Source organism: Pseudarthrobacter sulfonivorans, assembly GCF_031454915.1.
Lineage (GTDB): Bacteria > Actinomycetota > Actinomycetes > Actinomycetales > Micrococcaceae > Arthrobacter > Arthrobacter sulfonivorans_C.
Genome location: NZ_JAVDRS010000003.1, coordinates 286,675 through 298,769, shown reverse-complemented (window position 1 = coordinate 298,769; position 12,095 = coordinate 286,675). Strand labels below are relative to the sequence as shown.

At 66.9% G+C, this 12,095-nt stretch carries 14 protein-coding genes; 3 read left to right on the top strand and 11 right to left on the bottom strand.

Annotation, left to right across the window (positions count from 1 at the left end):
- Positions 1-54: 54 nt before the first annotated feature.
- From J2808_RS09330 to J2808_RS09315, 4 genes are all read right to left on the bottom strand, one after another.
- Positions 55-252: a hypothetical protein gene (locus J2808_RS09330; protein ID WP_309815030.1), complete on the bottom strand. Its 198-nt coding sequence runs from the start codon at positions 250-252 to the stop codon at positions 55-57.
- A gap of 142 nt (positions 253-394) precedes the next feature.
- A complete protein-coding gene (locus J2808_RS09325; RefSeq protein WP_309815027.1) occupies positions 395-1,996 on the bottom strand; it encodes a carbohydrate-binding domain-containing protein in 1,602 nt (533 codons plus the stop codon).
- Positions 1,997-2,033: 37 nt separating this feature from the next.
- A complete protein-coding gene (locus J2808_RS09320; protein ID WP_309815024.1) occupies positions 2,034-2,810 on the bottom strand; it encodes a polyphosphate polymerase domain-containing protein in 777 nt (258 codons plus the stop codon).
- Positions 2,807-3,532, bottom strand: a complete 726-nt coding sequence (locus tag J2808_RS09315) for a DUF4956 domain-containing protein (protein ID WP_309815022.1) — start codon at positions 3,530-3,532, stop codon at positions 2,807-2,809. The genes J2808_RS09320 and J2808_RS09315 overlap by 4 nt, the downstream gene beginning before the upstream one ends.
- Before the next feature lie 172 nt (positions 3,533-3,704).
- Here J2808_RS09315 and J2808_RS09310 point away from each other — a divergent pair, with 172 nt between their 5' ends.
- Both J2808_RS09310 and J2808_RS09305 read left to right on the top strand, forming a co-directional pair.
- Positions 3,705-4,478, top strand: coding sequence for a lytic transglycosylase domain-containing protein (locus J2808_RS09310; protein WP_309815019.1), 774 nt, complete (start codon positions 3,705-3,707; stop codon positions 4,476-4,478).
- 56 nt (positions 4,479-4,534) lie between these two features.
- Positions 4,535-5,041: a methyltransferase family protein gene (locus tag J2808_RS09305; protein WP_309815016.1), complete on the top strand. Its 507-nt coding sequence runs from the start codon at positions 4,535-4,537 to the stop codon at positions 5,039-5,041.
- Here the strand turns inward: J2808_RS09305 and J2808_RS09300 are convergent.
- From J2808_RS09300 to J2808_RS09290, 3 genes are all read right to left on the bottom strand, one after another.
- Positions 4,990-6,102: a bifunctional glycosyltransferase family 2/GtrA family protein gene (locus J2808_RS09300; RefSeq protein ID WP_309815013.1), complete on the bottom strand. Its 1,113-nt coding sequence runs from the start codon at positions 6,100-6,102 to the stop codon at positions 4,990-4,992. The two genes, J2808_RS09305 and J2808_RS09300, sit on opposite strands and share 52 nt — an antisense overlap.
- Positions 6,103-6,111: 9 nt before the next feature.
- The gene (locus tag J2808_RS09295; protein WP_309815010.1) at positions 6,112-7,110 is read right to left on the bottom strand and encodes a phosphodiester glycosidase family protein; all 999 of its coding nucleotides are present in this window, start codon (positions 7,108-7,110) and stop codon (positions 6,112-6,114) included.
- A gap of 114 nt (positions 7,111-7,224) precedes the next feature.
- On the bottom strand, positions 7,225-7,635 hold the full coding sequence (locus J2808_RS09290; protein WP_309815006.1) for a response regulator transcription factor: 411 nt from the start codon (positions 7,633-7,635) through the stop codon (positions 7,225-7,227).
- A 61-nt stretch (positions 7,636-7,696) separates the two neighbouring features.
- Between J2808_RS09290 and J2808_RS09285 the strand changes: the two genes are divergently transcribed.
- The gene (locus tag J2808_RS09285) at positions 7,697-8,233 is read left to right on the top strand and encodes a DUF488 domain-containing protein (protein WP_309815003.1); all 537 of its coding nucleotides are present in this window, start codon (positions 7,697-7,699) and stop codon (positions 8,231-8,233) included.
- 69 nt (positions 8,234-8,302) lie between these two features.
- Here J2808_RS09285 and J2808_RS09280 read toward each other — a convergent pair whose 3' ends face one another.
- From J2808_RS09280 to J2808_RS09265, 4 genes are read right to left on the bottom strand one after another with little or no spacing between them, the layout of a single operon-like run.
- On the bottom strand, positions 8,303-8,941 hold the full coding sequence (locus J2808_RS09280; protein WP_397428021.1) for an RraA family protein: 639 nt from the start codon (positions 8,939-8,941) through the stop codon (positions 8,303-8,305).
- A 2-nt stretch (positions 8,942-8,943) separates the two neighbouring features.
- Positions 8,944-9,951: a Bug family tripartite tricarboxylate transporter substrate binding protein gene (locus tag J2808_RS09275; protein ID WP_309815001.1), complete on the bottom strand. Its 1,008-nt coding sequence runs from the start codon at positions 9,949-9,951 to the stop codon at positions 8,944-8,946.
- Complete coding sequence (locus J2808_RS09270; RefSeq protein ID WP_309814998.1) at positions 9,948-11,471, bottom strand: tripartite tricarboxylate transporter permease; 1,524 nt, start codon at positions 11,469-11,471, stop codon at positions 9,948-9,950. Before J2808_RS09270 ends, J2808_RS09275 begins: the two co-directional genes overlap by 4 nt.
- Before the next feature lie 2 nt (positions 11,472-11,473).
- Positions 11,474-12,070, bottom strand: coding sequence for a tripartite tricarboxylate transporter TctB family protein (locus tag J2808_RS09265; protein WP_309814995.1), 597 nt, complete (start codon positions 12,068-12,070; stop codon positions 11,474-11,476).
- Positions 12,071-12,095 lie beyond the last annotated feature (25 nt).

Below are 12,095 nucleotides of genomic sequence, written 5' to 3'. Positions count from 1 at the left end.
CGCGCCCGGCGTTCCCTACTCTAGGCAACGCCCGGCGCGGCTCCAAGGATGAGGCTACGGGGAGGGCTGGGGCAGTTCGCACTCGATCTGCGGGTTGACGCCCATGTAGTTCAGGGGACCGGCAACGATGGTCACGGCCACAGTGCCCGCCTGGGCGCAGGTTCCGGGGGCGCCGCCGAAGTAGCCGCGCTGCCAGGCGGCGATTCCTCCGATGATCAGCCAGATGACAATCAGTGCTCCGAGAAACTTCATGGTTTCCTCCCATGGCCGTGGCCGCCTGTGCGTTCAAGTATGCGCCGTTTACCGGAATCGTTACAGCACCCCACCCCGGACGCTCTCGCACTTAATGCAGGAAAAAGCGAGGGAGCATCTGAAGGGGTGGGCAGCGGAGGGGCTAGGAGCGGGGGCCGAAGCCGCCGCCTCCGCCGCCGGGGCCTTCCGACGCCGTGTACTCGCCGGCCGTTACGGTGCCCACCTTCGTGGCGCCGTCCAGGGAGCCTTCGCCCAGCCCGGCGCTGACCGTTGCCGTGCCGCCGGTGTAGACCGTGTACTCCTCACCTTCGGTGATCGCGGCCGAGGAGAATACCAGCGACGCCGTGTCCTTGGTGGTCACGAAAGCGCTCACCACGGTGCCGGCAGAGTCAGCGATCTGCACCACGGTGCCGGCCGGGACGGATGATCCGAGCGTGACCTGCACGCCGGACTGCGTCGAGGACGTGCCCGGCGTGACCACCATGCCCACGCTTCCCGCCGCCGCAACGGTGCCACCGGTGACGGCCAGTTCGCCGTTGACATCCAGGGCGCCGTTGCCGGAGTTGGTGGGGCCGTTGACCACCACGGTGCCGCCGGAGATGCTGGCGTTGCCGTTGGAGTCCAGGCCGTCGCCTTGTGCGTTGATGGTCAGCGAGCCGCCGGTGACTTCCACCGTGTAGTCGCCCACGGCCATCTCGCCGCCGCCCCCGCCCATCCCACCCTGGGTCGTCGCCGAAGTGGAGGACCCGCCCGAGGCGTTCACGCCGTCGTCGTTGGCGGTGATGCTGGCCGTTCCGCCGCTCATCCCGATGTGCTGGGCCTCCAGGCCCTCCTCGGACTTGGCCACGGTGGTGACGCCGGACGCGATGGTCAAGGTGTTGAACGCCTTGATGCCGTCGTCGACGGCGCTGACGTTCAGGGTTCCGCCGTTGATGAGGACCCAGCCGCGGCCTTCGTCCTCCTCGTTATCCGACTTGAAGCCGTCGTCGCCGGCAGTGACCTGGTAGGCGCCGTCGAGCAGGACCGCATAGTCCTTGCCCACGATCCCGTCGTCGGTAGCGTCCACGGTCACGGTGCCGGCGGCGAGCACCAGGCCGTCCTTGGAGGAGATGCCGTCGTTGAAGTTGCCGTCCACGGCCAGCGAGCCCGTGCCGGCGATGGTGAGGTCGGCCATGGAGTACAGTGCCGCGTTCGGGGCGTCCTCCGCTGTCTCGGCATAGGTGGAGGCGTCGCTCAGGGAGTTGGACGTGCCGTCCTCCAGGAACACGATGGCCTCGTTGGCGCTCTGCACCACAAACGGCGAGCCGGTAGAGCTGGAGATCGTGGCGCCGTCCAGGACGATCCGCACCACGTCTTCCTCACCGGCGGCCACCACCACCTGGCCGTCGGACGGCGAACCGCTCAGGCGGTACGTGCCGGCCGCGCTGATGATGACGGTGTTCCCATCGACCTTCACGGCGGACGACGATGTTCCGGCGGCGACAGTGCTGGCGCCGTCCGCCAGGGTCACGGCTACTTCGGCGGCCGCATCCCAGGTGAGGTCGTCGGCGTCGTAGTGGGTGTCCGCGGCGAGGGTGTCCAGGGAGACGGCGGCCTGGGCCGTTCCGGAGGTGGACGAGCCGCCGGTGGAGGTGGTCCCGGTGAGGGACGTGCCGGTGCCGGCCGTCCCGGCGGAGGCGCAGCCGGCCAGGCCAACGGTGAGGGCAAGGGCGGTGACGGACAGGGCGGTGCGGAAGCGGTTCATGGTGTGTTCCTTCGTGACGTATGTGGGGGAGGAGCAGTCAGGCTGCAGGCCGGAGAGCCAGCGTGCGGCGGAGTGTGCGGTTCCAGCGGTTGGCCGGGAGATCGGGGCAGAGGGCCGCCATGCCGGTGGCGAACTTGGAAATCCTCGACGGCCTGACGCCGTGGGCCCAGAGATGGCGGTCCAGCGGGCCGGCAGCCGAGCCGGACTTGGTCTCAACAATCACCGCACCGTCCAGCACCCAGGCCGGCTCGCCTGGCCGCTGCCAGGTCACGTCCGTATCGATGGTGGCCCGGCTGCCCGACTCCGGCAGGTAGAGCGTGGTGCGGTCATAGCGGGTCTCGAGCACCGGCTCGAGCGGGCCGTCGGGCACCCCGCCCACCGCGGCGGCGAGGGTTTCCTGGACGTAGTCCAGGCCGTCGGCCGTCAGCCTGGCGCGGTCCGTGAGCTCGTACGGGATGCGTTCCTTGACCGTTGCCTCGCGGGCGCCTTCGGTTTTGACCTCCAGGAAGCTGATGGCGCTGTCCACGTAGGTCCGGGTCCGGATCTTGTACCGGCGGCGCCGGCCATAGGCGGCCAGCAGGTAGCTGTCCAGCTCCGCAGTGTCGAAGTAGACGGAGTCGTAGGCGAAGCAGCGGGAGCCGTCCATCTCCAGGATCCGGACTTCGGCGTCGAACGTGGCCAGGAGCTCCTGCGCCAGCCCCTCGGGGACCACGTACTTGCGGTCCACCCTGGTCTGCAGCGCGGCTTCGGTGTTCAGTTCCTCCAGCCCGACGGCCGGCAGGCCAACGAGGCTGCTCACGACGCCGGCGCTCATGCCGCACCTGCCGTGGCATGGACGGGGTCCACCGCGCGGTCGGGAGCGGGGATGGGAGCGGACGACGTCGGCACTGATTCCTCCGCGGGGAACGTCACCGGAGGTGCCGGTTCGGCGTGCCGGGGTGCCGCCGTCGTCATGGCCGCGCCGGCGGCGTGGGCTGCAGGCTGGACGGTACGGGGGTTGTAGGCGTAGCGGACATCCACGATGGTTTTGTCGTTGACCAGGTCGAGCTCCAGGATGGTGGCGGAGTGGACCTTGCCGTGCAGGACTTCCTCGAGCCGTGCGTGCAGTTCGCGGTCCTCCGTCAGGGCCCGGTCCAGGATCACCGTCTGGTGCCGGTGGGCGGGCAGGACTCGGGGGTGGTCGCCAACGAACATCACCAGCAGGATCAGGCCCATCAGCGAGGCGGTCAGCCAGACGGGTTCGATGCCGAGGCCCGCGATCAGGCCAAGCGCCAGGGCTGAGAAGTAGTAGGCCACCTCGTGCTGGGCCAGCTCGGTGGAGCGGAGCCGGATGATGGACAGGACGCCGAAGAGCCCAAGTCCCAGACCCAGACCGGCTGCGGAACCGGAAAGGGCGGTGGCCACGGCAAGGACACCCACGTTCATACCCAGGTAGGACACCACCAGGTCGCGTCGGCGGTGCCGGCGCAGGTAGAGAACGAACGTGAGGATGCTGATGGCCGCGAGGTCTGCGGCGATGAAAATAAGGGAAGTCATCGGGATTCTCCGGAATCTGTTGGTGGGCTGTTCTCTACGATCCCCGGCGATACTGTGCAGGTGCTGTGACGGAACCCAGGTCCGAATATGAGTGTTGGCAGGGCGTTCATCTGCTGTTTCCCCGGACTGCCGCCGTTCCTCCTGGCGGACTTCGATCGATAGGATCGAACCCGTGACTGACTCCCGAGGCCTCGCTCTCCGCCTAAAACGCCTCTTCGTTTTCTGTGTGTTCGCGATTTGCGTCATCACCGCGGTGTCGTTCTGGGCGCTCCGGGAGTCCAGTGCGGACACCCGCGGGGCACTTCCTGCTCCGCCACGGGCGGAGGCGAAACTCGAAACGCTCTCCACCGGTATTACTCCCGCCGTGAACATCACCAGGAACGCGGACGCGGAGTGGCTCATCCAGGCTGCCGCGCAGACTGGTATTCCCGCCCGTGCACTTCGCGCTTACGTGGCGGCGGCCGGGGCGGCCAATCATTCCGCTCCGGGGTGTGGGATTGGCTGGAACACGGTGGCGGCCATCGGCTTCGTCGAATCCGCCCACGGAGCTTACGGTGGCGGAAGCCTGACCCCCGCAGGGCAGGCGAGCGGGCCAATTGTCGGCCCGAGCCTGGACGGCAACGGATTTGCGGCCATCGCTGATACCGACGCCGGCGTCCTGGATGGCGATGCCCGCTGGGACCGTGCCGTGGGACCCATGCAGTTCATTCCCACCACCTGGGAGCTGGCGGGGCGGGACGGGAACGGTGATGGAAAAGCGGATCCCTTCAACATCGACGATGCCGCCCTCAGCGCGGCCGATTACTTATGCGCCCCTGGCCGCGACCTCACCACCGCGAACGGCTGGACTGAGGCCATCTACTCCTACAACCAGTCCGATTCCTACGTGGACCAGGTCCGCCGCCAGGCCACCTCCTACGCCGGAAAGACGGGCACCAAGGGATAAGGGGACGGGGCTGCTGCTTCTCGCGCGGTCCGGGGAATAGGGCTAGTCTGGCGCGCATGGCGAAGGCAGCCCCGTCGGCACGGGCGTGGATCGGATCGGTCGTCTTCCTCGTCCTCGCGCCCGGTGTCGTCGCAGGCTTTATCCCGTGGTTCATCTCCGGCTGGCGGTGGTACGACTGGGGCGGCGCGGCCTGTGCCGTTGTGCCGATCGCCTGGATCGCGATCACCATCGGCGTGGGTTTCCTCCTGCACGCCTTCGCGCTGTTCGCCCTGCACCGCGGAACGCCGGCTCCGGTCGCGCCGACCGAGACGCTCGTGGTGACGGGGGCCTACCGATTCGTGCGCAATCCGATGTACCTCGCGGTGCTCACCATCATCCTCGGCCAGGCGCTGCTGTTCGGCAGTTGGGGGCTTGTGCCCTACGCCGTGATGGTTCTCGCCGCGGTGGTCGCGTTCGTGAAGGGTTACGAAGAGCCTTCCCTCACCTCCACGTACGGCCAGCAGTACCTCGACTACCGGCGCAACGTCCCGGGATGGTGGCCGAGGCTCAGGTCCAGGGACTGAATGTCAGCATTCCGCTCTGAGGTGCCAGCCGTCTCCCCTGCAAAGAGGTACCGCTGCTGTACCGCGTAGCTGACGGCCAGGAGGACAATTTCGGCCAGGATCTTCGCCGGCAGGGCGGCCACGGACAGGGCGTCCAGGGCTGAGATGAGGCCATAGTTGGCGGCGAGGAGTACCAGGACCAGACTGAAGTAGCGCAGCCCGGCGGCGGCCGCCGGCTTGTCCCTGCCGTGCTCGAACACCATCCGCCGGTTCACCAGGAAGTTGACGGCAGAACTGACCGCCCGGGCACCCGCCACCGCAACCAGCAGCGAGTCGGTGACCAGGGTCAGGAGCAGGAACGCCACGGTGTCCACGAGGAACGCGGCGAACGAGGACGCCAGGAACTTCAGGAGCGGGGCGTAAATACGGACCGAGTCTGCCAGCGGCCGGAAGTGCGACCCGGAGTTGTGATCAAGATAGACGGTGGCGATGTCCACGTTGTGGATGGCATAGCCCGCCTGTTTGGCTTCCAGCAGCAGGTTCAGCTCGTATTCGTAGCGCTCGCCGCGGACGGAGCGCAGCCACGGGAGCATGGATGCCGGGTAGCCGCGCAGGCCGGTCTGCGTGTCGGCGATGCGCTCGCCGGTGGCCAGGGAGAACAGCAGCCTGGTGGCGGTGTTGCCGAACTTGCTGCGCGCCGGGACGTTGCCGGTGAAGTTCCGGCTGCCGAGCACCAATGCCAGGCCGTCGCCGGTGCCCTCCAGCGATACCGCGGCCGCCACACGAAGGATGTCCGCGGCGGTGTGCTGGCCGTCGCTGTCAGCGCAGACCACGTTCCGCCCGGGCAGGTGGTCCGCGATGAAACCGAAGCCGGTCTTCAGCGCGAAGCCTTTGCCCCGGTTGCGCGCGTACCCGATGACGTGGCAACCCAGTGCCTTGACGCCGTCGAACACGTCCTTGGAGTCGGGCCCGCTGCCGTCATCAACCACCACCACGGTGGCCCACGGCTCGGCGTCACGGATGGAACGGATCAGGGCGGGCAGTTGGCTGTCCGGCTCGTAAGCCGGGATCAGGATGATCATGGCCGCCACCTACTGCGAGATGTATAGGATGTCGGAGGTGCCGCGTTCCTTGTTCTCGCCCAGCGGGTTGTTCACCAGCGAACCGTTGAAGTACATGGTGGAGGAGCCGCCGCCGTCGAGGTTGTACGCCGTCGTGGCGCCGAGGCCCTTCATGATTTCCGCCAGCCCGGTCATGGTCACGCCCGCGCTGTAGCCTGGGCTGCGGCCGTCCACCACAACAAACACCAGGTGGTTTTCGTCGGTGACGCCGACGGCGGTCCGCGGCTGTTCGCCCTGGACGGAGTGGTTGCCGAAGTTGGTGTCCACCTCCACCTCCTCGATGCCCTGGGCCACCGCGCCGTTGTCCAGCAAGGACGGGCCGAAGGAGAGGGTGTTCCAGACGCCGTCCGCCACCAGCTGCTCTGCGGTGGTGGTGGTTTCGTCGTACTCCTTGACGGTGCCGTCGCGGTAAAACGCCAGGCCCTGGCGGGCGCCCTCGTCGCGGAACACCACGCCGTTGCGGATCACGATGCCGGTGTCCCGGAAGCCGTAGTAGTCGCCGTTGATGGCGAAGACCGCATTGTTGGCCTCGGCGATCGCGGAAGTGGTTTCGGTGATGTTCTCGCCGAAACTGTCGTTGGCGAAGGCGGACTGCAGGGTGGTGGCGTCATCAAGCACGACGTCGGCAACGTAGTAGGTGACAGTGCTGTCGCCGCTGCCGGTGGTCACCGTGGATATGTTGATGCTGGAGCGGTCGGAGGTATAGGAGGTCTCGGCGGTGACCGCCGTGGCAGCGCTGGAATCGGTGGTGGTGTCCGCGGTGGTGCCCTCACCGGAGGCGGACTGGCTGGCGCCCAGTTGGCTGGCCTGATACGCGGAGACGTCTGAGATTTCCACGTGCTGGACCACAAAGCGGTCCAGGGCCCAGGCCGTGGCACCTCCCGCTGACAGTGTGAGGGCAACTGCCCCGGCGACGACGGCACGCCGTACGCGGCTGCCCTTGCGTTCTGTGTTCTTGAGAGGAGTCATTCCTCAGTTCTAGGCAGCCAAGCTAGCGCCGGGATTTGCCGGAGATGTGCTGCGCCTGTGAAAGCGCGGTTGGGTCTGGGCCCGTGGTGCTGCCTGCTCCGGCGGTGCCGCCCTTTAAGGCTGGCGCGAGGCAGGGTCCGGGGTTGCCGGAGCCGTGGCGGTGGCCGGGCAAAGCTGCAGCGCCACCTCCCGCAGTTCCTTCGGGTGGAACGGCTTGGTCAGGTATGCTGCGGCGCCGGAGGCCATTCCGGCCAGGTAATCATCCTGTTCGGACCGGGCGGTGAGGAACAGCAAGGGAGCGGTGCTGAGCGCACGGATAGCACGGGCAACCACGTGGCCGTCCATGTCCGGCAGGCCAAGATCCAAGGTGATGAGTGAAACGCAGGGGTCGGCTGCTGCCGCAATGCCCTCCGCCCCGCTGGCAGCTTCACGCACGTCAAAGCCCGCGCGGGTGAGTACAACGGTGATTAGCCCGCGGATATCGTAGTTGTCCTCGATGACGAGGCAGACGCGATGAGTTTCCATAAAAGCCCCCAGAGCCAGCTTAAAACCAGTGTACGGGCCGGGAAGGTGGAAAATCGCTACTATGTCATATTCCGCAGACCGCCCTTTGTTGACAGTGGGCCACGGAACGGCCAGCCAGGAGCAGTTCGCCGAACTGTTGGCCACGGCAGGAGTCACATCCCTGGTGGATGTCCGCATCGCCCCCGGCAGCCGCAAGTTTCCGCATTTCGGCAAGGACCTGCTCGCAGAGTGGCTGCCCGCGGCCGGCGTCGCCTATCGCTGGGAGAAGCGGCTGGGCGGTTTCCGGAAACTTCCGCCGGAATCCCCGGACGTGGCGCTGCGCAACGACTCGTTCAGGGCCTACGCGTCATACATGAGGTCTCCGGAGTTTTCCCTGGCCCTCGGCGAGCTCCTGATGATGGCCGCGGAACAGACCGCTGCCATTATGTGCAGCGAGACCGTGTGGTGGCGGTGCCATCGGCGGCTGATCGCCGATCACGCCGCCTTGCTCGACGGCATTGAGGTCCTGCACGTGATGCCCGGCGGAAAACTGGTGCCCCATCAGCCGACGTCCGGCGTGCGGGTCAGCGGGACGGAGCTGTTCTATGACCAGCTGTAGCGCCCGCAGCGCAATGGCCGGCCCAACCGTGGTTGGACCGGCCATTGCGCGCAGGCTGGTGTCAGCGGGTCAGACGGCGGCGCCTTCGAACGCGATCCGCTTGGCCGCCTCTCGTGCTTCGATCTTCTCCGCCTCGGCGAGGACCTGTTCGGCTTCCTCGCGCCGGACCACCACCACGCCGTCGGCATCCGCCACCACGATGTCGCCGGGGGAAACCACAACGCCGTCGATCGCCACCGGGAGCTGCAGCCGGCCGGGGCCGAACTTGTACGGTCCGGCGGGCGTGACCGAGCGGGCGAAGACCGGCAGCCCGCAGTCCGCCAGGGCGTCGGCGTCGCGGACGGCGCCGTCGATCACAAACCCGGCCAGCCCCTGGTTCTTGGCGCGGAGGCCGATCATGTCGCCGATCAGGGCGCGGGACTGGTCCCCGCCGCCGTTGACCACAATCACGTCGCCCGGCTGCGCCTCGTCGAGGGCCTTGTGGATGTAGAGGTTGTCTCCCGGGCGGGTCCAGACCGTATAGGCAGGTCCGGCAAGCCTGGCTCCGGCCCAACTTGGTGACAGCGCAGAGGCTACGCCGATCCGTTCCTGGGCGTCGCCGATGTTGGCTGCCGGGATGGCGGCCAGGCGGCGCACCAGCTCAGCGGTGGAGAGGGGGGATGTCTGTTCTGCCTGCATGGTGTCGCCGGCCTTTCTGGTGGTGTCCATGGTTACTGCTGCTTCAGGAGTTCATCGATGACCGGCTTGATGAGGGTCTCGCGCTCTTCCCACATCTTGCTGACCTCGCCGGCCGGGACCCAGGCCGGCTGCGTGGCCGCACCCTTGAGCTTTTCCTGCACAGCAGGCGTCTCCGCGGCGGCCTTCAGTGCGGCCTCAAGCTTTGCCACAACTTCCTTGGGCGTCTTGGACGGGACGGAGAGGGCGAAGTTGCTGGCCATGGGTTTGACGTCGTAGCCGGCGCTCTTCATGGTGGGGACGTCCGGCACGAAGGGGCTGGTGGTGTCTTCGATGACGCTCAGAAGCTTGATGTCGCCGGACTTGTACTGGCCAAAGAAACTGGACACGCCACCCAGGGCAAAGTCGGTTTCGCCGGAGACGATGGCCGCCACCTTGTCCGCGCCGCTGTTGTAATGCACGATGTTGAAGTCCAGGCCCAGCTGGTCTTCCAGTAGTCGCAGGTTGATGTGGTCGTCGCCGGCGCGGGAGTCTGTGCCCACTGTGATCTTGCCCGGTTCGGCCTTCACGGCGTTGAACAGTTCCTGGATGGTCTTGTACTTGCTGTCCTTGTTGACACCAATCACCACGGAATTCGTGGCGAAGGAGCCGATGGGCGTGAAGCTGCTGCGGTCAAAGGCCGCCTTCTTCGCCGGGTCCAGGTAGCGGCCCAGGATGGACGGAATGTTCGTGTTGCCAAAGGTGAGGCCGTCCGGCTTGGACTGGGCCACGTAGTTCAGGCCGACCACCTGGCTGCCGCCCTCCTTGTTGACCACCTTGATATTGGCCCCGAGGTCTTCCTGCATGGCGGGGGCAATGATGCGGGCGAGGATGTCATTGCCTGCTCCGGCGGCCGAGGGCACGATCCACTCGATGGTGGACCCGGCCTTCGGGAAGTCAGCGGCCGCTGTGGTGGTGCTGCCGGCCTGTCCGCCACAGCCCGTGAGGGCCAGGGCGACGGCGGCGGCGAGCGCCGTGGTGGTCAGTGCAGTGAGTCTTTTCATTTCGCAAGCTCCTTTGGTGCGACGGGGGTGGTGGTCTTTTTCTTCAGCATGGAAGCGATAAGGGGGCGGACGGCGCCGAACAGGATGGCCAGGACAACGACGCCGATCAGCGTGAGGCTGATGGGGCCCTGCAGGAACACGCTGTAATCGCCGCGGGAGAGGGCCAGGGACCGCTGGAAGTTTTCTTCCAGCAGCGGGCCGAGGATGAGTCCCAGGACCAGGGGAGTGAGCGGCACCTTGACCAGCTGGAAAATATAGCCCAGGATGCCCGCGCCCAGCATGATCAGGATGTCGAACGGGCTGCCGTTGATGGAGTACGTGCCCAGGAACATAAACGCCAGGATGGCGGCCATGAGGTAGTGGAACGGGACCTTCAGGACAGCGATCCAGACCCGGGCCAGCGGGACGTTGAGCACCAGCAGAATCAGGTTGCCCACGATCAGGCTGGCGATGATGGCCCAGGCGACGTCCGGGTTGTCGCGGAACAGCAGGGGCCCGGGGATGAGGCCGTTCATGGTGAAGGCGCCGGCCATGATGGCCACGGTGGCGGAGGTGGGAATGCCCAGGGTGAACAGCGGGATCATGGAGGAGACGGCCAGGGCGTTGTTCGCGGCTTCCGGACCGGCGATGCCCTCCACGGCGCCCTTGCCGAATTCCTTGCTGCGCTTGGAGATCCGCTTTTCCGCTGCGTAGGATGCCAGCGACGTTGCTGCCCCGGGAGAACCGGGCAGGAGGCCCATAAAGAAGCCGATCAATGAGCCGCGCAGCGACGGGAAGGCTGAGCGCTGCAGGTCGGTGCGGGTAGGCAGGAGCCTTGCAACCTTCAACGGGCTTGGCACGCCCAGCGGTCCTTTTTGGGCCTGGCCAAGGACTTCACTGAGGCCGAAGACGCCCATCACTACCGCCACCAGGCCCAGGCCGTCGAACAGTTCGGGCATGTCGAAGGTGAAGCGGGCAATGCCGACGCCGGAGTCCACGCCGACGGTGGCGATGGCCAGCCCGGCCGCCGCGCTCAGCAGGGCCTTGGCGGGGTTGGAACCGGCGAAGCTGGTGATCAGGGCGAACCCCAGGAGGGATACCAGGAACAGTTCGGGGGCCCCGAACTCCAGCGCGAGCCTGCTGAAGGGTGCCACCACCACAAAGCCAATGACGCCGATCAGGCCGCCGACGAAAGAAGCCATGGCGGCGATGACGAGGGCGGGACCGCCACGGCCCCTTTTCGCCATCTGATAACCGTCCAGCGTGGTGGCAATGGAGGAGGCTTCGCCCGGAATCCGCAGCAGCACCGCCGTCGTTGTTCCGCCGTAGGCAGCGCCGTAGAGGATGGCGGCCAGCATGATGATTGCCGAGGTCGCATCAAGGCCGAAGGTCACGGGGATGAGCAGTGATACGGCGGCCGCGGGACCGAAACCGGGCAGGACGCCTACCAGCATGCCCAGGACGCAGCCGAGCAGGGCGAACAGCAGGTGTTCGGGGGTAAAGACGGTGGCCAGGCCACCCAGGAGCTGATCGAATCCCACGGCTACAGCTCCAGTCCTGCGAGGAAGTCGATGCTGGCCGTCGGCAGGGCCGTCCCCAGCCAGACCTCAAAGACCAGCCGCGACGCGAGGGCGGCGCCCACGGCAACCACAGCGGCCATCCAGAGCTTCCGCTTGCTGACGAAGAACAGGATGGTTCCCAGCATCAGCGTCATCACGATGGTGTAGCCCAGGAAGGGGAGGAGAAGGGCGGCCAGGAGGACGGCGCCCGAGATGATTCCCACGCGTGCCCAACCCTGGCGGTCCGGGAAATCCGGAGCGTCCGGCTCGTCGCTGTTGTCGTCATCGAGCAGGGATACGAGTGCTGATTCCGACTCGTGGTGGGGCGGCAGCGACTCAACCGTGTCGCCCGTGATGGGAGCCGGGACGGCTGTCCGGCGGGCAGCCACGAGCTGGATAGCCCAGAGGACGCCCGCCAACGCCATGAGCGTGCCGGCCACCGTGGGAAAGAATCCGGCCCCCACACCCGAGGTATGGGTCAGCCCGTACCCGGCGCCGACCACAGCCATGGCCAGCCCTCCGGCGACGGCTGCTGAGGCCACCGTCCATTCAAGCGCAACAGGTGCGTTGAGGGTTTGCATCTTCGTTGTCCGCCTCTCTGCGGCA